This window comes from Amycolatopsis sp. NPDC051372, from assembly GCF_040682095.1.
Lineage (GTDB): Bacteria > Actinomycetota > Actinomycetes > Mycobacteriales > Pseudonocardiaceae > Amycolatopsis.
Window position 1 is genome coordinate 336,725 of the sequence record NZ_JBFBAF010000002.1, and the last position, 19,435, is coordinate 356,159.

Below are 19,435 nucleotides of genomic sequence, written 5' to 3' on the forward strand. Positions count from 1 at the left end.
CAAAAGTGCGGGTCACGCAGATTATTGCGTGCCCCGCACTTTTGCTACGCTGGTTCGCGTGACCTCCGAATCCGTGGCACCCGTGCTCGGGCTGCGCGAACGCAAGAAGCTGGCGGCCCGGCAGGCGCTGGGTGCCGCGGCGCTGCGGCTCGCGCTCGAGCGTGGCCTGGACCGGCTGCGGGTCGAAGACATCGCGAGCGAGGTCGGCGTGTCGCCACGCACGTTCAACAACTACTTCTCCAGCAAGGAGGAGGCGGTCTGCTCGTTCATCGTCGCGCAGCAGGAGCGGATCCGGGAGGCGCTGCGGGCCCGCCCCGCCGACGAGCCGCTGTGGGACGCCGTGATCAACGCCGCGGTCATCCAGGCTTCGCGCGACGGCTCGCCGCGACGCGAAGACGTGCGCCGCATGCGCGACATGCTGCGCAACGCCGGGCTGTTCGCGGAGATGCTGCGCGCTCACGCCACCGTGGAGCGGGTACTGGCCGAGGCCGTGGCCGAGCGGGCAGGCAGCACCGCAAATCCGTTGCACGCGAGGATGCTCGCGGGGATCGTACAGAGCGCTTCCCGCATCGCGTTCCACACGTGGCTGACCTCCGGACCCGACGCGGAGTTCCTGCCCACGTTCGTCAACCTGCTGCGGGAAGCGGCCGCGGGCATGCCCGCCCTCACCGCGGCCGCGGCCGGCGCCACGGCGGAACGCACCGCGGCGTCGTGAACCGCCCGAACCACACCACAATTCCAGAACCGAACCGTCCGAACCGGACACATCACCACAGAACACCACCCTGGGGGAGAACCGACCCGTGCTGATCCGGCTGTTGCGCAGTCATCTGCGCCCCTACAAGACGACCATCTGGCTGGTCGTCGTCCTGCAGTTGATCCAGACGCTCGCCGCGCTGTACCTGCCGACGCTCAACGCCGACATCGTCGACAACGGGCTCGTGAAGGGCGACACCGGCTACATCATGCGGATCGGCGGCATGATGCTGCTGGTCACGCTGGTGCAGATCGCCGGCTCGATCGGCGCCGTCTACTTCGGCGCGCGCACCGCCATGTCCCTGGGCCGCGACGTGCGCGGCTCCGTGTTCCACCGGGTCCAGGACTTCTCCGCCCGCGAGGTCGGCCAGTTCGGCACGCCCTCGCTCATCACCCGCACCACCAACGACGTGCAGCAGATCCAGATGCTCGTGCTGATGACGCTGACGCTGATGGTGTCGGCGCCGATCATGTGCGTCGGCGGCATCGTCCTGGCACTGAACCAGGACGTGCCGCTCTCCTCGCTGCTGCTGGTGATCGTGCCCGTGCTGGGCGTCGCGGTCGGCCTGATCATCGCCCGCATGCGCCCGGCCTTCCGGCTCATGCAGGTACGCATCGACAAGATCAACCAGGTGATGCGCGAACAGATCATGGGCATCCGCGTGATCCGCGCGTTCGTGCGCGACAAGCGCGAGCGCGAACGCTTCGGCCAGGCCAACGACGAGCTGCTCACCGTGTCGCTGCGCGTCGGCCGGCTGATGGCGCTGATGTTCCCCACGGTGATGCTGGTGGTCAACGTCTCCAGCGTCGCCGTGCTGTGGTTCGGCGGGCATCGCATCGAGAGCGGCTCGATGCAGATCGGCGCGCTGACGGCGTTCCTGGCCTACCTGCTGCAGATCCTGATGTCGGTCATGATGGCCACGTTCATGTTCATGATGGTGCCGCGCGCCGAGGTGAGCGCCGAGCGCATCTCCGAGGTCCTCGACACCGAGTCGAGCGTCCGCCCGCCGCTCAAGCCGGTCTCCCCCGGCCGCGTGCACGGCGCGCTGGAGATGACGGGCGTCGAGTTCTGCTACCCCGGCGCGGAGAAGGCGGTGCTGAGCGACATCTCGCTGATCGCGCGCCCCGGTGAGACCACCGCCGTGATCGGCAGCACCGGCAGCGGCAAGACCACGCTGCTCAACCTGATCCCCCGGCTCATGGACGCCACCGCCGGCACTGTCCGCGTGGACGGCGTCGACGTGCGCGAGCTCGACCCGGCCGTGCTCGCCTCGGCCGTCGGGATGGTGCCGCAGAAGCCGTACCTGTTCGCGGGCACGGTGGCCAGCAACCTGCGTTACGGCAACCCGGACGCGACCGACGAGGAGCTCTGGCACGCGCTGGAAGTGGCGCAGGGCAAGGACTTCGTGCAGAAGATGCCCGAAGGGCTCGCCTCGCCGATCGCCCAGGGCGGCACGAACGTCTCGGGCGGGCAGCGCCAGCGGCTCGCCATCGCGCGGATGCTCGTGCACAAACCGGAGATCTACTTGTTCGACGACTCGTTCAGCGCACTGGACTACGCCACCGACGCGGCGCTTCGCCGCGCACTGACCGACGAGACGCGCGAGGCGACGGTGGTCATCGTCGCGCAGCGCGTGAGCACCATCCGGGGCGCCGACCGCATCATCGTCCTCGACGACGGGCGCGTCGTCGGCACCGGAACCCACCACGAACTGATGGACGGCAACGAAACGTATCGCGAGATCGTGCTTTCGCAGCTGACCGAGCAGGAGGCGGCATGAGGACTGCTTGCAGGTCCGAATCATCGAACACCACGCTCGCCGACGTTGTGATGCTGCCGCGCCTTGGCGCGTCCGAAGAGGAGGCGGCGTGAGCGAGGAAGCGGAAGTCGAGAGCAGCGGCAACGTCGCGACGGAGGTCGGCGAAAGGCCGACCGCGGCGCGCAACAAGAACGTCGCGCCGGCCGCCGGGCCGGGGCGGTTCATGGCCGGCGGCATGCCGCCGGAAAAGGCGATGGACTTCAAGGGCTCGCTGGCCCGGCTGCTGCGCCTGCTGCGGCCACAGCGCGCGGCGCTGATCGGCGTGCTGATCCTTGGCACGGTGAGCGTCGCGCTGACCGTGATCGGGCCGAAGATCCTCGCGCGCGCCACCGACCTGATCTTCGCGGGCGTGATCGGCAAGAACCTGCCCTCCGGCGTCACGAAGGACGCGGTGGTCGCGGGCCTGCGGGCGCAGGGCAACACCACGCTCGCGGACATCTTCGCCCGCGCCGACATCGTGCCGGGCCAGGGCATCGACTTCACCGCCGTGGGCCAGGTGCTGCTGATCGTGCTGGCGCTGTACGTGGTCGCGTCGTTCTTCGGCCTGATCCAGGCACGCCTCACCACGAGCCTCGTGCAGGGCGCGGTCTACTCGCTGCGCCGCGAAGTCGAGGAGAAGCTGGCGCGGCTGCCGCTGCGCTACTTCGACCGCCAGCCGCGCGGTGAGGTGCTCAGCCGCGTCACCAACGACATCGACAACCTCGCGCAGTCGCTGCAGCAGACGCTCTCGCAGATCGTCACGTCGGTGCTGACGGTGATCGGCGTGCTGGTGATGATGTTCCTGATCTCGCCGCTGCTCGCGGTCATCGCGCTGCTGACTGTGCCCGCGTCGGTGTTCGTCGCGGCCAAGATCGGCAAGCGCGCGCAGCCGCAGTTCATCAAGCAGTGGGCCACGACCGGGAAGCTCAACGCGCACATCGAGGAGATGTACACCGGCCACTCGCTGGTGAAGGTCTTCGGCCGGCGCGAAGAGGCCGAAGAGGTGTTCCGCGAGCAGAACGACACGCTGTACAACGCGAGCTTCCGGGCGCAGTTCATCTCCGGCACGATCCAGCCGGCGATGATGTTCATCGGCAACCTGAACTACGTGCTGGTGGCCGTGATCGGCGCGCTGCGTGTGGCGTCGGGCAGCCTGACGCTGGGCGACGTGCAGGCGTTCATCCAGTACTCGCGCCAGTTCAGCCAGCCGGTGACGCAGATCGCGAGCATGGCGAACCTGCTGCAGTCGGGTGTCGCCTCGGCCGAGCGGGTGTTCGCGCTGCTCGACGCGAAGGAGCAGGAGCCGGAGCCGGCGGACCCGCAGCGCCCGTCCGTGGTGCACGGCAAGGTCGAGTTCCACGACGTGTCCTTCCGCTACCTCGAGGACACGCCGCTGATCGAAAACCTCTCGCTCACGGTGGAACCGGGCCAGACGGTCGCGATCGTCGGTCCCACCGGCGCCGGCAAGACCACGCTGGTGAACCTGCTGATGCGGTTCTACGAGATCGACAGCGGCCGCATCACGCTCGACGGCGTGGACATCGCGAAGATGGACCGCGAGGAGCTGCGCGACAAGACCGGCATGGTCCTGCAGGACGCGTGGCTGTTCGGCGGCACGATCGAGGAGAACATCGCCTACGGCGCCGACGAGGTGACCCACGAGCAGGTCGTGGAAGCGGCCACCGCGACGTACGTCGACCGCTTCGTGCGCACGCTGCCCGACGGCTACGCCACGGTGATCGACGACGAGGGCGGCACGGTCAGCGCCGGTGAGAAGCAGCTGATCACGGTGGCACGGGCGTTCCTCGCGAAGCCGGCCATCCTCATCCTCGACGAGGCGACCAGCTCCGTGGACACGCGCACGGAGGTGCTCATCCAGCACGCGATGAACTCGCTGCGCGAGGGCCGCACGAGCTTCGTGATCGCCCACCGCCTGTCCACGATCCGCGACGCCGACGTGATCCTCGTGATGGAGTCGGGCCGCATCGTGGAGCAGGGCGACCACGAAACCCTGCTGCACGCGGGCGGCGCGTACTCCCGCCTGTACGCGGCGCAGTTCGCCGAGGCGATGGCCGAGACGGACTGATTCGCCGGGGTGTTCGATCCGGGGGCGGTGCCTTCACGGCGCCGCCCCGGATGCGTTCCCGGGCTCTGGTACTCCAGGCGTTCTACGGGCGAGGCACGTTGCGCAGGTTGGACTTCGCCAGCTGCAGCATCTTGCCCACGCCGCCGCCGAGGACGGTGCGGCTCGCGGCGAGCGCGAAGCCGCGCACCTGAGCGGCGGTGATGTTCGGCGGGATCGACAGCGCGTTGGGATCGGTCACCACGTCGAGGACCGCGGGGCCGTCTTGGTCGAGGATCTCGCGGATGCCCTCGCGCACGTCGGCCGGCTTCTCGACCCGCCGGGAGTGCAGGCCGGACGCGCGGGCGATGGCGGCGAAGTCGACGGAGTCGTGGTCGGTGCCGAACTCGGGCAGGCCGTCCACGAGCATCTCGAGCTTCACCATGCCGAGCGAGGAGTTGTTGAACACCACGGCTTTCACGGGCAGCGCGTGGGTCTTCAGCGTGAGCAGCTCCCCCATCAGCATCGCCAGCCCGCCGTCGCCGCACATCGCCACGACCTGGCGGCCCGGCGCGGCCGACTGCACGCCGATGGCGTGGGGCAGGGCGTTGGCCATGCTGCCGTGGACGAACGAGCCGATCAGCCGGCGCCGGCCATTGGGCGTGACGTAGCGGGCCGCCCAGACGTTGCCCATGCCGGTGTCCACGGTGAACACCGCGTCGTCGGCGGCCTCCTCGTCGAGGATGTCGGCGACGTACTCCGGGTGCAGCGGCACGCGCTGCGCGACGTCGCTGGTGTACGCGTCGACCACGCGCTGCAGGCTGCGTTCGTGCTTGTGCAGCATGCCGTGCAGGAACGAGCGGTCCTCGCGGCGGCGCAGCCGCGGCAGGGCGGCGCGGATGGTGGCGCCGACGTCGCCCAGCACCCCGAACTCGAGCACCGAGCGGCGGCCGATGCGGGCGGGATCGATGTCCACCTGCACGGTGTTGCGCTGCGGCAGGAACGTGTCGTACGGGAAGTCGGTGCCGAGCAGCAGCACGAGGTCGGCCTCGTGCATCGCGTCGTAGCAGGAGCCGTAGCCGAGCAGGCCGCTCATGCCGACGTCGAACGGGTTCTCGTACTGCACGAACTCCTTGCCCCGCAAGGAATGTCCTACGGGCGCGCCGATCGTGTCGGCCAGCGCGAGGAGGTCTTCGTGGGCGTCACGGCAACCCGCGCCGGCCATGATCATCACCTTCTCGGCGCGGTTGATCCGCTCCACGAGCCGGTCGACGTCGGCCGCGGCGGGCACGATGGCCGGTGGAGTGCCGAGCGGCGCCGACACCCCCGTCGGGTTCACGGCGGACTCGTGCGAGACGTCGCCGGGCAGCACCAGCACGGCCGCGCCGCGCCGGCCCACCGCGTTCTGCACCGCGATCCGCGCGAGCCGCGGCATCTGCTCGGGGCCGCTCACCAGCTCGCAGTAGTGCGAGCACTCCGCGAACAGCTGCTGCGGGTGCGTCTCCTGGAAGAACCCGGTGCCGATCTGCGTCGACGGGATGTGCGAGGCGATCGCGAGCACCGGAGCGCCCGAGCGGTGCGCGTCGTAGACCCCTTGCAGCAGGTGCAGGTTGCCAGGACCGCAGCTGCCCGCGCACACGGCCAGCTCACCGGTGAGCTGCGCCTCGGCGGCCGCGGCGAACGCGCCGGCCTCCTCGTTGCGCACGTGCACCCAGTCGATCCCGCCGCGCGCCGAGCCACCGGTGCGGCGCACGGCGTCGACCACGGGGTTGAGGCTGTCGCCGACCACACCGTAGATGCGGCGCACGCCGGACTGCACGAGAACGTCGATCAGCTGGTCGGCCACGGTCGCCATGAGCGGTCCTTTCCCTCGGTTCCCCGGCAGTCTCGCACCTCCCGGTGAACGTCGCTCGCCCTTGACAACTATTCTTGTCAATGACACCGTGGAATTCCCGTCAGGTGAGGAGGAACCGGTCATGACCCACGAGTTCGACGTAACCAAGCAGGTCCGTCTGCCCGCGCCCCCGGAGGCCGTGTGGGACGCCGTGGCCACGGGACCGGGCATCGACTCGTGGTTCATGGGCAAGCACGAGGTCGACGCCCAGGCGCGGCGCGTCCGCTTCGCCATGGGCGAGTTCACCAGCGAAGCCGAGATCACCACGTGGGAGCCGCCGCGGCGCTTCGCCTACCACGCCACGCCGGCGCCCGACGGCAGTTTCGACGCCTTCGAGTTCCTCGTGGAGGCGGCCGAGGGCGGCACGTCGGTGCTGCGCTTCATCCACCACGGCTTCACCGCGCAGGACTGGGGCGAGGAGTACCACGAGGGCTTCAGCCGCGGCTGGGACATGTACCTGCACACGCTCGGCCAGCTCCTGCAGCACTTCCCCGGCCGCCGCGCGCGGTTCGTGATCGCCGGCGGCCCGGAGTCGTCGGCGTCGCCGGAAGCCTGGCCGAAGCTGGTGCGAGCACTGGGGCTGCCGGACGCGGCCGAGGTCGGACAGCCGGTGCGGTTCGCGGTCGACGGCGCAGGGCCTGTCGACGGGATCCTCGACTACACGACCCCGCACTACGCGGGCATCCGGACTCCGGACGCGCTCTACCGTTTCCACGAGCGCTCCGGGATGGGGATGCCGATCGCGATCGGGCACCACCTGTTCGCCGGCGACGCCGACGTCGAGCAGGAAGGCAAGGCCTGGCAGGCGTGGCTGGAGCGCGTGCTGGGCTGAGCGGGCGCTAAGGTGGGCGCACCCGAAGGGACGGGGGTGCCACGCCTGCGATGGCGGACGAACTCGCCGAACGCCGGCGCCGACGCGCACTCGGCCAGGCTCCCGAACCGGCACCCGAGCATCCCGTCGAGAACCACCCTGTCGACCAGCACGCCTTTGACCAGCACCTCATCGAAAACGGTGGTGCGTTCGTCGTCCAGGAGCACCGCGCTTCGCAGCTGCACTGGGATTTCCGCCTCGAACGCGGTGGGGTGCTCACGTCGTGGACTGTCCCGCGCGGCCTGCCCCGCTCCCCCGGCCGCGGCCGGCTCGCCATCCGCATCGACGACCAGCCCGTGGCCTACGCGGACTTCGAAGGCGAGATCCCGGCCGGCGAGTACGGCGCCGGGACGGTCGAGGTGTGGGACCGGGGCCGCTACGAAACCGTGCACTGGCACGAGCACCGCATCGAGTTCGTACTCCACGGCGAACGCCTGCGGGGCCGCTACGAGCTGGACCGCGGCAGTACCGGGGCGGATGGGGCAGACGGCTGGCGGCTGCGCCGCCTCGACCCGCCGAGCCCGGCCACGAGGACACCCCGCGGTTCCTCGCGCCGATGCCCGCCCGGCCAGGACGCATGCCCTCCACCGCCGAGGACCGCGAATGGGCCTACGAGTTCGCGTGGCCGGGCCGTCGCACGCTCGTGCGCGCGGGCGGCGCGCGCGTGACGGCCGTCGACGAGACCGGCGCCGACGTGACCGCGCGCTACCCGGAGCTGCGTGGTCTCGCCGCGCAGCTCGGTTCTACGGAAGCGTTGCTGGACGGGCAGGTCGTGGTGTTCGCGGCGGGTAGGCCGGATCCGGAAGGGCTGCGCCGCCGCGCGGAAGCGGACCGCGAAACGGCGCGCCGGCTGGTAGACCGGCACCCCGCGTTCTTCTTCGTGTCCGACGTACTGCACCTCGACGGCCACTCGCGGCTCGACCTGCCGTATGTCGAACGCCGCGCGCTGCTCGACGAGCTGGGCCTCGCCGGCGACCACTGGCAGGTGCCGCCGACCCACCTCGGCGACGGCGGCGCCGTCGCGCGGGCGAGCCGCGACCACGGCCTGCCCGGCCTTCTCGCGAAGCGCCGGAGCAGCCCGTACCGGCCGGGCCGGGCGAACACGGACTGGCTGTTCGTGGAGGCCCCGGACGTGCGCCGGGTACTCATCGCCGGCTGGCGCCCCGGTGGCGGCCGGCGAGCCGGGACGTTCGGCTCGCTGCTGCTGGCCGTGCCCGATGGCGCGAGCCTGCGCTACGCGGGCAGCGTCGGAGTCGGATTCTCCCAGGAGGAACTCGGCTCGCTCGCCGCAACGCTCGCGGAGCTGGAACAACCGCGGCCGCCGTTGGCCGACGTGCCGGACCACCCCGATGCGCGCTGGGTGCGGCCCGTGCTCGCCGCGGAGGTCGTGCACGGGCCGAAGTCCGCGCCGCGCTGGCGCGGGCTGCTCAGCGAGCCCGGGTAGCCGGGCGGCGCAGGCACAGCGCGATACCGGCCAGCAGCACGACGGCACCGGCGACGATGTTGCCCGTCAACGCGCCCGCCGACGGCGCGGTTTCGTCGCCGTAGCGCAGGACCAGCGGCGACACCGCGGCCCAGACGCCGAGCACCGGCAGGACCCACGTGAGGGCCTGCGGGCGCGTGGTGCGCGCTCGCACGGCGGCGAGCACGATGATCGCCAGACCGGCCACCGTGTTGCTGATCGCGAGCTCGGCCGCGCCGCCGAACCGCGCCAGCCACGGGCCGATGATCAAGTACAGACCGGCCAGCACGGCCAGCCCCGCGGCGCCGCCGACCAGTGCGCCGACGGCACCGTTCGCGCCGGTGCGTTCGGTCGTGGTGGACATCCCGGATCACCTCGCCGTAGTCGGGTTCCCTTGATCGAGTTTACGGGTGGAGTACCCACGATCAGCGCGGCTCGCACGGGGCCCGGGTGATCTCCACCCGTTCGGCGGCCGGTCAGGCGCGGGCGGCCGCGCAGGCGTCCACGAGCCGCGGCCGCACGTCGAGGGCCTGGGCGGCGCCCGTGACGTCGAAGACCCGCAGCACGAGGCGTCCGGTCGCGACCACGGACAACGCGGGGCGCGTGCGGCTCGTCTCCTCCAGCACGCGCAGGCCGGCGCAGCTGAGAAACCCGACGCGCGAGAGGTCGACCACGAGCTTGTCCCCCACTACGCACGCCGCGGCCAGCACCGTCCGGAAGTCGCCGACCGAGGCGGCGTCGATCTCGCCCGCGGCGGTGACGAGCACGAGGTCGTCGTCGCGGACGGTGGTCAGGAGGGTGAGACCGGAATCCCCTCGGCGCTGGGGCATTGGGCTGACGGTACGCGCTCCTCCGGCCCGGTCAACCCCCGCGCGGCGCGCAGGTGGGGGACCTCACCCGTCGCCCAGAGTGACCGAAACCGCGCGGAACGGTCATCGGTGCAGCTGGGCCGGGCCGGAGACTGTGGTCGTCGGCGGCCAGGAGGTGGATGTCGGCGAGGGCTTCGAGGCGGTCGCGGGCTTCGGCGGGGCGGACGGCGAGCAGCACGGCGGCGCACCAGTCGGGCACGGGACGGCGGAACAACCCAGCAGGCGCAGGAAATCGCGGTCTTCCGCGGGGCCGTCGCGCAGTGCCGGGAGGATCGCCGCGCGGACGCTGACGTCGCCGGCGGCGAGCTCGTCGAGGGCGCGGCGGTCGTCGCCGAGGCGGGCGGCCAGGTCCGTGATCCGGAGGTGGGGCCGGGTGGCGAGCCGCAGCCCGGCGATGCGCAGGGCGAGGGGAAGCCCGGCGCAGCGGGCGACCACTTCGTCGGCGGCGGCGGGATCGGCCGCGATCCGGGCTTCGCCGGCAATGGCGGCGAGGAGCACCTTCGCGTCCACAGTGGACAGATTACCGACGGGAACCGGCCTGGCTGCCGCCAATCCTGGCAACGGCTGCCGCGCCGTCACGAGGACGCCGCAGCCGGAGCCGCTTGGCAGCAGGGGGCGGATCTGGGCTTCGGCGCGCGCGTTTTCGAGCAGGACCAGCAGCCGCCGGTCGACGGTGTGGCTGCGCCAAGCGGCGACCAGCGCCGTGAGCTCGTCGGTGAGCTCGGCCGTGGCGGCGCCGAGGGCGCGCAGGAAGGCGATGAGGACGTCGCGGGGTTCGGTGGTGGCGAGGTCGGCCACGAGCTGCCCGTCGGGGAAGCGGCGCCGCACCCGCCACGCGGCCTGCACCGCGAGCGCGCTCTTGCCCGCCCCGGCGGCGCCGTGGACCACGACCGGCGCGGGCGCGCGCAGGTGCCGCGCGACGGCGGCCAGTTCCGTTGCGCGGCCCGTGAAGTCGGGCACGGGCGCGGGCAGCTGCGCGGGCGGGCCTCCGGCCGTCCACTCGGCGCCGGCGATGCGGCGGTACAGCGCGTCGAGCTCCGGGCCGGGCGCCACGCCGGCCTCGTCCCACAGCGCGCGGCGCGTGCGGCGCAACACGTCGAGCGCGGCATCGCGACGGCCCAGCCCCTCCAGCGCCCCGGCGAGGCGGCCGGCGAGCCGTTCGTCGGCGGGCCTCGCGGCCACGACGGGGGCGAGCCGGTGCACCACGGCTTGGCCGTCGCCCTCGGCGAGCTGCAGCTCCACCAGCTGCAGCAGGACCGTCCGCCGACGGTCCTCCAGCCACACCTCGTGCGCCTCGACGAGCGGTCCCGTCGCGACGTCGCAGAACGCCCCGCCCCGCCAGCACGCAAGGGCGCGGGTCAGCAGCTCTTGCTTCGCCCGGGTGTCCTCCGCCGCCAACCCTGCCGACGCGAGCGCGACGAACTCCGCCGCGTCGAGCTCGCCTTCGGCCACGCTGAGGGCGTACCCCCGCGGCCCCGACTTGAGCCGCTGGTCCGGGTCGTCCGCGGCCAACCCGGGCGACACCGCCTTGCGCAGCTTCGACACCGTCACCTGCACGATCGCCGCCGCACTCGGCGGCGCCCCGTCGGGCCACAGCTCGTCGACGATCGTCGCCCGCCCGACGACCTCGTTGGGCCGCGCGAGCAACAACGCGAGCAACCGCCGCGGCTGCGCCGCCGACGGCAACGCGACGGTCGCCGCCAGCGGACCGAGGACCTGGAACCGCACCGCAAGCTCCCCACGGCCGCACGTCACCTGATCGAGCGACCCGAAAGTACCTGTGACACCCTCCGCTCCCGGCCGTTCGGGCGGCCCTCACCCGGATGGCTCACCCCGTTGGAAGGGTGCACGGTCCCTTCACCCCGGCCCCCGTCTGCACCCCGCCGGGCAGGCGGCCCGTGCGGCGCGCTCGGCCTGAACAACTGGACGCGAACAGTCCCGCCGCACTCGACCCTCGCTCGGCGAGCGGTCCCGTTCACCGAACGTCACGCAGCCGCCCACCCGCCATGCGCGGCTCGGCGCGAACAGTCCCGCCGCGTCCACTCCTCGCGCGCCCGGCACCGCCGGAGCGAGCCGACGCCGTCAGAGCGAGCACCCACCCGCCAACACAGTGCGACGCAGCGGTCCGTTCGCGCCGGCCTCCCGGCTCTAGCCTGAGCGAGCAGGTTCGCCCTCGAATCCGGCCGGTCGGCCAGGACGTCGCCGCCCAAGGCGTGCTCCAGCAAGAGCTGCAGGGCGCTCGACCATCGCTCAGCACCGCACCGGTCGCCGAGCGCAACGCAGCGCCCACCAGACCATGCGCCGCCCGGCGCGAACAATCCCGCCGTGCACCGGAACGCCACCCACACGAGCGGTGGACCCAGCGTGACCGGTCCGTTCGCACCAGTGTCCCGGCTCAGGCGCGTGCGAGCAGCTTCGCCTTCAAATCCGGACGGTCGGCCAGGACATGGTCGCCCAGGGCGTGTTCCAGCAACGGCTTCAGAGCACCATGCGGGGCGCTCGCCCAATCGAGCGGGCCCAGCGGCGGCTCCGGGTCGTATTCGATGCCGAACTGGACGGTGCGGGCGACGTCGGGGCCGGCGAGCCGGTCGACGAGGTGCAGGGCCAGGTCGATGCCCGCCGAAACGCCCGCGGCAGTGATCACGGGACCGGCGTCGACCCAGCGCCGGGCGACCGGGGTGGCGCCGAAGGCGCGCAGCAGGTCGCGGAACATCCAGTGGGTGGTGGCCTCGCGGCCGTCGAGGAGGCCGGCCTCGCCGAGGAGCAGGGCGCCGGTGCAGACGGACGTCATCAGCTCTGCCGTGCGCGCGGTCGTGGCCAGGTAGTCGATCAGCGGCCGGTTCGCGAGCGCCTCCAGGGTCGGCTCGGAGCCGCCCGGGACGAGGACGCCGTAGGGCTCGCGGACGTCGGCGAAGGTGTGGCTGGGCGCGATCCGCAGGGGCGTGTCGGTGCCGATCGGGTCGAGGGTCTCGCCCACGACCACCACGCGGAAGTCCTGATCCGCCATGGCGAACGCGCTCAGCACCTGGAGCGGGCCCACGAGGTCGAGCACCGTGAGGCCGGGGTAGAGGACAAAGGCGAACGTCTTCTCGGTCATGCGTCCCACCGTGCCCCCGCGGGCGCGCGGACGGGAGGGCGATGTCCGTAATCCTGCGAACCATGTCGATCGGCCTGCTGACCTGCTAACGTTCGATCATGCCGGGGCCAGAACGGCAGGTCGTGATCGTCGGGTATCCCGACGCCGAACTGCTGGACATCGCGTGCGTCTCCGACGCGCTCGACGCCGCCAACCGGCTCGGCGCGCGCCCGGGCTACGCCCTGCGTCTGGCCACTGTGGACGGATACCCGTTCCGCTGCCAGTCCGGCATCACGCTGACGCCCCACGTGCGGCTCGACCAGGTTTCGGGGCCGCTGCACACGATCGTCGTCTCCGGCGGCCTCGGCCACCGCACGGCGGCGGGCGATGAGCGCCTCCTCGAACACGTCCGCCGACTCTCCCACGACAGCACGCGCACGGCGTCGGTCTGCACGGGCTCCACCGTGCTCGCGGCGGCCGGCCTGCTGAGTGGCCGCCGCGCGACCACGCACTGGGCGTACGCGGCGCAGCTCGCCGCGAAGTACCCGTCGGTGACCGTGGATCCGGTGCCCCTGTTCATCCGTCACGGCGACGTCTACACCTCCGCCGGCGTCACCAGCGGGCTGGACCTCGCCTTGGCGTTCGTCGAGGAGGACCACGGCCCAACGCTCGCCCGCGAAGCCGCCCGCGCCCTCGTGACCTACCTGCAGCGGCCCGGCAACCAGGCGCAGGTGAGCATGTTCCTGTCCGGCTCGCCGCCCGAGCACCGCCAGGTGCGCGACCTCACCGCGTTCGTCGCCGAACACCTGGGCGAAGACCTCGGCACGCCGGTGCTGGCCCGGCAGGCGGGCATCAGCACCCGTCAGCTCACCCGCCTGTTCGACGCACACCTCGGCACCACACCCGGCAAGTACGTGCGCACCGTCCGCGCCGAGCACGCCGCCCGCCTGCTCGCGGGCACCGACCTGCCCCTGGCCGCCATCGCCCGCCGCTGCGGCTTCGGCTCCACCGAGACGTTGCGCCAGGCCTTCCTCGACCACTTCGACACCCCGCCGTCCGCCTACCGCCGCGTGCACCTGCGCCAGGCGCTGGGCTGAGCGAAACGCCGGATACGACCGGGTCGTCCCCACCCGGTACGGGTGACGGCCACGGCCGGAGTGCAGGATGTGCGCCGTGGCACCGCCCGACTACCCCGACGACGCCGACGACACCGGTCCCATCCGCCGCGTCGCCGGCGACTCCTCCGCGCCCCCGGCCCGGCCCCGCCGATCCCACGCGGGCGACGAGCCGGCCTGGCCCGGAGCCGAAGAGCCCGTGCGCCGAGCCGCGCCCCGTTCCGGTGACAACCCCGCCGGCCGCCGCGCAGGCGAAACCGCGCTGCCACCACGCCGCTCCGGCGACACTCCCCCGCCGGCCGGCCGCCGCAACGGAGACACACCACCCCCGGCGAGTGGCCGCACCGCCGAAACCCCGCGGGCCGGCCGAACCGGGCAGGCTCCGCTGCCGTCGCGCCACGCCGACGGAACCCCGGCACCCGCCGGCCGCCACACGGGCGAAACCCCGCTCCCCCCACGCCGCCGCGGCGAAACTCCGCCGCCGACCGGCCGCCGTGCCGGCCAAACAGCGCGGCGCACGGGCGAAACTCCGCTGCCGCCCTCACACCGGACCGAGGGACAAGGTCGCCAGACCGGCGAATCCCCGCTCCCGACCTCCCGCCGCGCCCAGGGGCCGGCACGCCGCGACGGCGAAACCTCGCGCACCACAAGCGAACCCTCGGCACCGGACGTAGACGGCGCCTGGCCGACCGCCGGCCGTCGCACCGGCGAAACGTCTCCCCCAGCGTCTTCCCGCTCCGGCGACACTCCTCCCCCCTCCGGCCGCCGCCCCCGCACCGCCGTGAGCCCGGACGAAGCGCCGGAACCCACCGACGCTCCCGAACCCACCCCCCGCAAGGGCCTCCGCGCCGCCCTCACCGCGCAAGCACACGGCCACGGTCATGGGCACGGCCACGGCCACGGCCACGGCCCCGCCGCCCCCGCCTCCACCCGCGTCCGCAAGCTCCTCATCTGGTTGCTCGTCCCGCTCGCCCTCGCGACGGTCGTCGGCATGGTCGTGCTGTACCCGTGGGGCAAAGCGTCGCCGACGAGTGTGGTGCCGCAGGGCACGCCGGTGCAGGCGTCGATCACGGCAACCGCCACGGGGCCGTGTCTCGCGAACGGCCAGGTGCAGGTCGGCGCCGATACCGACCCCGACCAGAAGCCGTGCCTGACCGTCGACCTGACGATGACCGACGGCCCGGGCAACGGGAAACCGCTGCGCCTCATCGTTCCGATCGAGCCGAGCACGCCGCGTTTCTCCACCGGCGACAAGGTGGTCCTCGCCTACAACGGCGGCAACGCAACCGACCCGGCGTCGTTCCAGCTCGTCGACTTCCAGCGGGGCACGCCGCTCGTGCTGCTGGCCGCGCTGTTCGCCCTCGCCGTGCTCGTGCTCGGCCGCTGGCAGGGGCTCGCGGCGCTCGTCGCGCTGGTGCTGAGCTTCGTGGTGATCGTGCTGTTCGTGCTCCCCTCGATCCTCGCCGGCGAGAACCCGCTGGTGGTCGCGATCGCGGGCGCCGGCGCGATCATGTTCGTGGCGCTGTATCTGACCCACGGGCTGTCGGCGAGAACGTCGGTCGCGGTGCTCGGCACGCTGGCCAGCCTCGCACTGATCGGTGTCCTCTCGGCGATCTTCTCCGTCGGCGCCTCGCTCACCGGCCTCGACGACAGCACGTCCACGCTCATCGGCTCTCTCGGCCACGGCATCGACGCGCGCGGCCTGCTGCTCGCCGGCATCGTGATCGGCGCGCTCGGTGTGCTCGACGACGTGACGGTGACGCAGACCAGCGCCGTCTGGGAGCTGCGGCGCGCGAACCCGTCGCTGGGCTGGCGGGAGCTCTACCGCTCGGGCCTGCGCATCGGACGGGACCACGTCGGCTCGGCCGTGAACACCCTCGTGATGGCCTACGCCGGCGCCGCGCTGCCGGTGCTGCTGTACTCGTCGATCTCCGGCGTCGGGCTCGGCGCGCTGCTCGGCAGCGAGGACATCGCGTCGGAGATCATCCGCACGCTCGCGGGGTCCGTGGGCATCGTCGCGGCGGTCCCGGTGACGACGATCCTGGCGGCGCTGATCGCGGCGCGCGAGCCCGTCGTCCACCTCGTGAGCACCACGAATACGCCGTAGTCACACCAGTAACACGAGCGAACCCCGGCCGGAAGCGGACCCGGTGGCTGCGGTACGAAGTCCGCGACCGAGGCGAGTACATCCGTACCCGAGGAGGGGTCGTGTTCTCAGCCGTACTGGCGGGACCGCGGGTCACCGTGCACCTGGTCCGGCGGTTGTTCGCGGCGCTGCTGGAGGCGGCCGAGGCCGTCCCGCGGATCGCGAGCGCGCTCGACGACGTGCGGGCGACACTGCGCCACCTCGAGCGCCTGCTCGCCTACGTCGCCGAGGAGCTGCCCGACCTGGCCGACCAGGTGGAGCAGATCCGCGCCCGCGTCGACGGCATGGAGGAAGCGTTGAAGGGCAGCGTCCCTCCAGCAGTCACTCCAGCGTCGCGACGAAGCGGCTGACGGCCTCCATCGGGAACCGCTGGATGTAGCGCCCGGCCGGGGCCGCCGACGCGAGCCGGTACAACGGCCGCTCGGCCACGGCGTCGCCGCGTGCCTCTGACCGCAGCTCGGCGACCAGCAGCTCGGAGAACACCAGCCCGTTGGCCTCGGTGTTGTTCAGCAGTGCGTCGGCGACGCGGCGCAACTGCAACGCACCCAGCTCACGCCCTCCGGTGCCGGCGAACACGGCGAGGTCGACCTTCACGGTCTTGCGCCGCTTGCCCGCGTTCACGAGCAGGCTCACGGTGCGGGTGCCGCGCACGTCGCCGATCACGATGTCGAGCCGCTCCGCCTCGACGAGCCCGATGCGCCGGATGCCCCAAGTGCGCACGACCAGCGTCGTGCCTTCGAGCCAGATCCGGCGGCGCAGCGTGTAGAGCACGATGTACAGCAAGGGAAGCGCCACGACCACCGCGACGATCAGCCCTGCCGGCTGCCCGCCGATCAGCCCGGCGATGCCACCGAACGCCGCGGCCACGATCACCGCGCCGACGAAGCCGGACCACGCGCGCCGGCGGGTGAGCTTCGCGTCCTCGGCGAACAGCGGCAGCCGTTCCGGTGCGCCCTTGACGCCGTCCTGCTCGGTCATGCCCGTCACGCCTCCGCCGCCGTGAGCGCGGGATTGGTCGCGCGCTCGCGCCCGATGGTCGTGGCGGGCCCGTGGCCCGGCAGCACCACGGTGTCGTCGGGCAGGGTCAGCAGCTTCGTGCGCAACGATCTCTCCAGTTCGGCGCCGGAGCCGTCGGAGCGCCCGATCGACCCGGCGAACAGCGTGTCCCCCGTGAGCACCAGCCTGCCACCTTCGCTCGCCCTCACGGCGAAAGCCACCGACCCCGGCGTGTGGCCGGGCACGGCCACGACCTCGAGCGCCAGACCCGCCACTTTGTGCGGGCCTTCGGCCAGCGGCACCGACGGTCGGTCGAACCACTCGCGGTCGGCGGGGTGCAGGTGCAGCGGGAGGTCGTGGCCGGCGGCGCCGGCGACGTGGTCGGGGTGACCGTGGGTGGCGAGCAGCGCGACCGGCGTGAGCCCGTGCTCGGCCAGCGCGGCCGCGAGCGGTTCCGCGGCGTCCTGCCCGGGGTCCACCACCACGCACTCGCCGCCGGGCGCAGGGGCGAGCAGGTAGCAGTTCGCGCGCAGCGGCCCCGCGGCGAACCCGACGACGAGCACCAAACCCCTCCTGTCCCGGCGTTGGCGAAGCGGCGCCGATCACGATCGGATCGAGACTAGCGGCCCCTGTACAGAGTCCTCACAGGCTGTGCCCATACACTGCCGCTACCTCAGACGTGTGACATCGAGCCTGAACTGGAGGGCGGGTGGCGACCAACCAGCAGCGCCGTGAAGCCGCTAAGCGGAAACTCGAGCGGCAGATCGAGCGCCGGCGGGACCGGGCCAAGCGACGCAAGATCGTGGGCGCTGGAGTGGTCGGCGGTGTCGTCCTCATCGTGGCCGGCGTAGTCGTGTGGGTGGTGAACAGCGGCGGTGGCGACGACGCCACCGCGGCCGCCACCCCGCCGCCGTCGAGCTCCGCCCCGCCGGTGCCGACCGTCGGCCAGATCCCGACGCAGCGCACCGCGCTGCCGACGCGGCCGAAGGCCCTGCCGAACCCGACCACGTGCGCGTACCCGGCCGACACGAAGAGCGCGCCGCCGCCGAAGAAGACCACGGCGCCGGACGGCAAGAACGTGTCCTCGCAGGGCAAGGTCGACATCACGATGAAGACCACCGTCGGCGATATCCCGATCACGCTCGACCGCGCGCTGGCGCCGTGCACCGTCGAAGCCTTCGTGAGCCTGGCGAAGCAAGGCTTCTACACCGACACGATCTGCCACCGCCTCGGCGTCACCGACCTGCAGATGCTGCAGTGCGGTGACCCGAACGCGAAGGGCGACGTGGACGCCGACGGCACCGGCGGCCCCGGCTTCACCATCCCGGACGAGTTCATCGACGGCGAGAAGTACGGCCGCGGCATCCTCGCCATGGCCAACACGGGCCAGCCCAACTCGGGCGGCAGCCAGTTCTTCATGGTCTACGGCACCGCCGAGCTGCCGCCGAACTACACCATCTTCGGCAGCATCTCCGACGACGGCCTCAAGGTCCTCGACGCGATCGCCAAGACGGGCATCGGCACCGTCGGCCAGGACGGCGCGACCGGTGAACCGAAGCAGCAGGTCAAGTTCACGGCCGTCAACGTCGCGGCCTGAGTGTCTTTCCCGTTCGAGCTGAACGGCGCTGAACCCGGCGCCGTTCAGCTCGCTCGCGTTCTGGGCGGCTACGGCCACTTCACCGCGATGCAGGTTCGCGACGGCCGGGTCCGCGGCCTCGAGCTGCACCTCACGCGGCTGGTCACGAGCACCCGGCTGCTGTTCGGCAGCGAACTCGACGTCTCCCTGGTCCGCGGCTACGTCCGCAAGCTCGTTGCCGGGCAAGGCGCGCTGTCCGTGCGCGTGCTCATCTCTTCTCAATCCAGCACCGACGACGCCGTGATGACGCCCGAAATCCTCGTCCGCACCGGTCCCCCGCACGAGCACGTCGCCGACCCGATCCGGCTGAAGTCGGTACGGTACCAGCGCGATCTGCCCGAGGTGAAGCACACCGGCACGTTCGGCCTGATCCACCACTCGCGCCAGGCCGTGCTCGCGGGCTACGACGACGCGGTGTTCGTCGACCACAGTGGACATCTCAGCGAAGCGTCCATTTGGAACCTCGGGTTCCTCGAGGGCGACACCGTGGTGTGGCCGGAAGCCGCGGTGCTGCCGGGCATCACCTCCTTGCTGCTGAAGGAACGGCTGCAGCAGCAGGGAGCGGTCGCGCAGGTGACCCGCCCGGTCCACCCCCGCGAGCTGCCCGGCTTCGACGCCGTGTTCCTCACCAACTCCGAGACCGTCGGCCGGCCCGTCGCGTCCGTCGACGGGGTGGCGCTGCGCAACGATCCCGCGGCCGCGCAGCTGCTCGCCGAGGCGTACGAAAGCGTGCCCTGGGACGAGATCTGAGCG

The 19,435-nt window shown here is 72.1% G+C and carries 18 protein-coding genes; 11 read left to right on the forward strand and 7 right to left on the reverse strand.

From position 1 onward, the window contains the following. Positions 1-58: 58 nt before the first annotated feature. The 3 genes from AB0M56_RS05325 (at position 59) to AB0M56_RS05335 (ending at position 4,641) form a co-directional block, all read left to right on the forward strand. On the forward strand, positions 59-715 hold the full coding sequence (locus tag AB0M56_RS05325; RefSeq protein WP_364171285.1) for a TetR family transcriptional regulator: 657 nt from the start codon (positions 59-61) through the stop codon (positions 713-715). An 88-nt stretch (positions 716-803) separates the two neighbouring features. Next, positions 804-2,537, forward strand: a complete 1,734-nt coding sequence (locus tag AB0M56_RS05330) for an ABC transporter ATP-binding protein (protein ID WP_364171287.1) — start codon at positions 804-806, stop codon at positions 2,535-2,537. Positions 2,538-2,751: 214 nt separating this feature from the next. Continuing rightward, positions 2,752-4,641: an ABC transporter ATP-binding protein gene (locus AB0M56_RS05335; protein WP_364171388.1), complete on the forward strand. Its 1,890-nt coding sequence runs from the start codon at positions 2,752-2,754 to the stop codon at positions 4,639-4,641. A gap of 82 nt (positions 4,642-4,723) precedes the next feature. On the opposite strand, the gene AB0M56_RS05340 is transcribed toward AB0M56_RS05335, so the two are convergent. Continuing rightward, on the reverse strand, positions 4,724-6,472 hold the full coding sequence (locus AB0M56_RS05340; RefSeq protein ID WP_364171288.1) for a pyruvate dehydrogenase: 1,749 nt from the start codon (positions 6,470-6,472) through the stop codon (positions 4,724-4,726). 121 nt (positions 6,473-6,593) lie between these two features. Between AB0M56_RS05340 and AB0M56_RS05345 the strand changes: the two genes are divergently transcribed. The 3 genes from AB0M56_RS05345 to AB0M56_RS05355 are packed head-to-tail and all read left to right on the forward strand — an operon-like array spanning position 6,594 to position 8,826. Next, positions 6,594-7,343 carry an SRPBCC domain-containing protein gene (locus tag AB0M56_RS05345; RefSeq protein ID WP_364171290.1) on the forward strand — a complete coding sequence of 250 codons (750 nt, stop codon included), beginning with the start codon at positions 6,594-6,596 and terminating at the stop codon, positions 7,341-7,343. Between the two features lie 50 nt (positions 7,344-7,393). Further along, positions 7,394-8,050 (forward strand): DNA polymerase ligase N-terminal domain-containing protein, encoded by a 657-nt coding sequence (locus AB0M56_RS05350; protein WP_364171292.1) that lies wholly within the window; start codon positions 7,394-7,396, stop codon positions 8,048-8,050. After that, entirely contained in the window at positions 7,960-8,826 is an 867-nt protein-coding gene (locus AB0M56_RS05355) for a hypothetical protein (protein ID WP_364171294.1), read from the forward strand. Before AB0M56_RS05350 ends, AB0M56_RS05355 begins: the two co-directional genes overlap by 91 nt. Here the strand turns inward: AB0M56_RS05355 and AB0M56_RS05360 are convergent. The 4 genes from AB0M56_RS05360 to AB0M56_RS05375 all read right to left on the reverse strand — a co-directional run bounded on the left by AB0M56_RS05360 (position 8,810) and on the right by AB0M56_RS05375 (position 12,810). Continuing rightward, on the reverse strand, positions 8,810-9,208 hold the full coding sequence (locus tag AB0M56_RS05360; protein WP_354875618.1) for an SPW repeat protein: 399 nt from the start codon (positions 9,206-9,208) through the stop codon (positions 8,810-8,812). The two genes, AB0M56_RS05355 and AB0M56_RS05360, sit on opposite strands and share 17 nt — an antisense overlap. Positions 9,209-9,320: 112 nt before the next feature. After that, complete coding sequence (locus AB0M56_RS05365; protein ID WP_220241337.1) at positions 9,321-9,674, reverse strand: STAS domain-containing protein; 354 nt, start codon at positions 9,672-9,674, stop codon at positions 9,321-9,323. Between the two features lie 102 nt (positions 9,675-9,776). After that, complete coding sequence (locus tag AB0M56_RS05370; RefSeq protein ID WP_364171297.1) at positions 9,777-11,441, reverse strand: BTAD domain-containing putative transcriptional regulator; 1,665 nt, start codon at positions 11,439-11,441, stop codon at positions 9,777-9,779. Positions 11,442-12,108: 667 nt separating this feature from the next. Continuing rightward, the gene (locus AB0M56_RS05375) at positions 12,109-12,810 is read right to left on the reverse strand and encodes a DJ-1/PfpI family protein (protein ID WP_364171299.1); all 702 of its coding nucleotides are present in this window, start codon (positions 12,808-12,810) and stop codon (positions 12,109-12,111) included. 98 nt (positions 12,811-12,908) lie between these two features. Between AB0M56_RS05375 and AB0M56_RS05380 the strand changes: the two genes are divergently transcribed. The 3 genes from AB0M56_RS05380 to AB0M56_RS05390 all read left to right on the forward strand — a co-directional run bounded on the left by AB0M56_RS05380 (position 12,909) and on the right by AB0M56_RS05390 (position 16,400). Continuing rightward, positions 12,909-13,886, forward strand: a complete 978-nt coding sequence (locus AB0M56_RS05380; protein WP_364171301.1) for a GlxA family transcriptional regulator — start codon at positions 12,909-12,911, stop codon at positions 13,884-13,886. A gap of 799 nt (positions 13,887-14,685) precedes the next feature. Next, entirely contained in the window at positions 14,686-16,011 is a 1,326-nt protein-coding gene (locus AB0M56_RS05385; protein WP_364171303.1) for a YibE/F family protein, read from the forward strand. 101 nt (positions 16,012-16,112) lie between these two features. Further along, positions 16,113-16,400 (forward strand): hypothetical protein, encoded by a 288-nt coding sequence (locus tag AB0M56_RS05390; RefSeq protein ID WP_364171305.1) that lies wholly within the window; start codon positions 16,113-16,115, stop codon positions 16,398-16,400. Here AB0M56_RS05390 and AB0M56_RS05395 read toward each other — a convergent pair. Together AB0M56_RS05395 and AB0M56_RS05400 are read right to left on the reverse strand one after the other, a co-directional pair. After that, positions 16,372-17,028, reverse strand: a complete 657-nt coding sequence (locus AB0M56_RS05395) for a hypothetical protein (protein WP_364171306.1) — start codon at positions 17,026-17,028, stop codon at positions 16,372-16,374. The genes AB0M56_RS05390 and AB0M56_RS05395 overlap by 29 nt on opposite strands. A gap of 5 nt (positions 17,029-17,033) precedes the next feature. Then, positions 17,034-17,609, reverse strand: a complete 576-nt coding sequence (locus AB0M56_RS05400) for an MBL fold metallo-hydrolase (RefSeq protein ID WP_364171308.1) — start codon at positions 17,607-17,609, stop codon at positions 17,034-17,036. A 146-nt stretch (positions 17,610-17,755) separates the two neighbouring features. On the opposite strand from AB0M56_RS05400, the gene AB0M56_RS05405 reads away from it, so the two are divergent. Both AB0M56_RS05405 and AB0M56_RS05410 read left to right on the forward strand, forming a co-directional pair. Continuing rightward, positions 17,756-18,643 (forward strand): peptidylprolyl isomerase, encoded by an 888-nt coding sequence (locus tag AB0M56_RS05405; RefSeq protein ID WP_364171310.1) that lies wholly within the window; start codon positions 17,756-17,758, stop codon positions 18,641-18,643. Continuing rightward, positions 18,644-19,432, forward strand: coding sequence for an aminotransferase class IV (locus AB0M56_RS05410; RefSeq protein ID WP_364171312.1), 789 nt, complete (start codon positions 18,644-18,646; stop codon positions 19,430-19,432). The last annotated feature ends 3 nt before the right edge of the window (positions 19,433-19,435 follow it).

Coding starts and splice junctions, on each gene's coding strand:
- AB0M56_RS05335 (WP_364171388.1), top strand. CDS start 2,752: ATGCCGCCGGAAAAGGCGATGGACTTCAAGGGCTCGCTGGCCCGGCTG.
- AB0M56_RS05340 (WP_364171288.1), bottom strand. CDS start 6,472: ATGGCGACCGTGGCCGACCAGCTGATCGACGTTCTCGTGCAGTCCGGC.
- AB0M56_RS05345 (WP_364171290.1), top strand. CDS start 6,594: ATGACCCACGAGTTCGACGTAACCAAGCAGGTCCGTCTGCCCGCGCCC.
- AB0M56_RS05350 (WP_364171292.1), top strand. CDS start 7,394: ATGGCGGACGAACTCGCCGAACGCCGGCGCCGACGCGCACTCGGCCAG.
- AB0M56_RS05355 (WP_364171294.1), top strand. CDS start 7,960: ATGCCCTCCACCGCCGAGGACCGCGAATGGGCCTACGAGTTCGCGTGG.
- AB0M56_RS05360 (WP_354875618.1), bottom strand. CDS start 9,208: ATGTCCACCACGACCGAACGCACCGGCGCGAACGGTGCCGTCGGCGCA.
- AB0M56_RS05365 (WP_220241337.1), bottom strand. CDS start 9,674: ATGCCCCAGCGCCGAGGGGATTCCGGTCTCACCCTCCTGACCACCGTC.
- AB0M56_RS05375 (WP_364171299.1), bottom strand. CDS start 12,810: ATGACCGAGAAGACGTTCGCCTTTGTCCTCTACCCCGGCCTCACGGTG.
- AB0M56_RS05380 (WP_364171301.1), top strand. CDS start 12,909: ATGCCGGGGCCAGAACGGCAGGTCGTGATCGTCGGGTATCCCGACGCC.
- AB0M56_RS05395 (WP_364171306.1), bottom strand. CDS start 17,028: ATGACCGAGCAGGACGGCGTCAAGGGCGCACCGGAACGGCTGCCGCTG.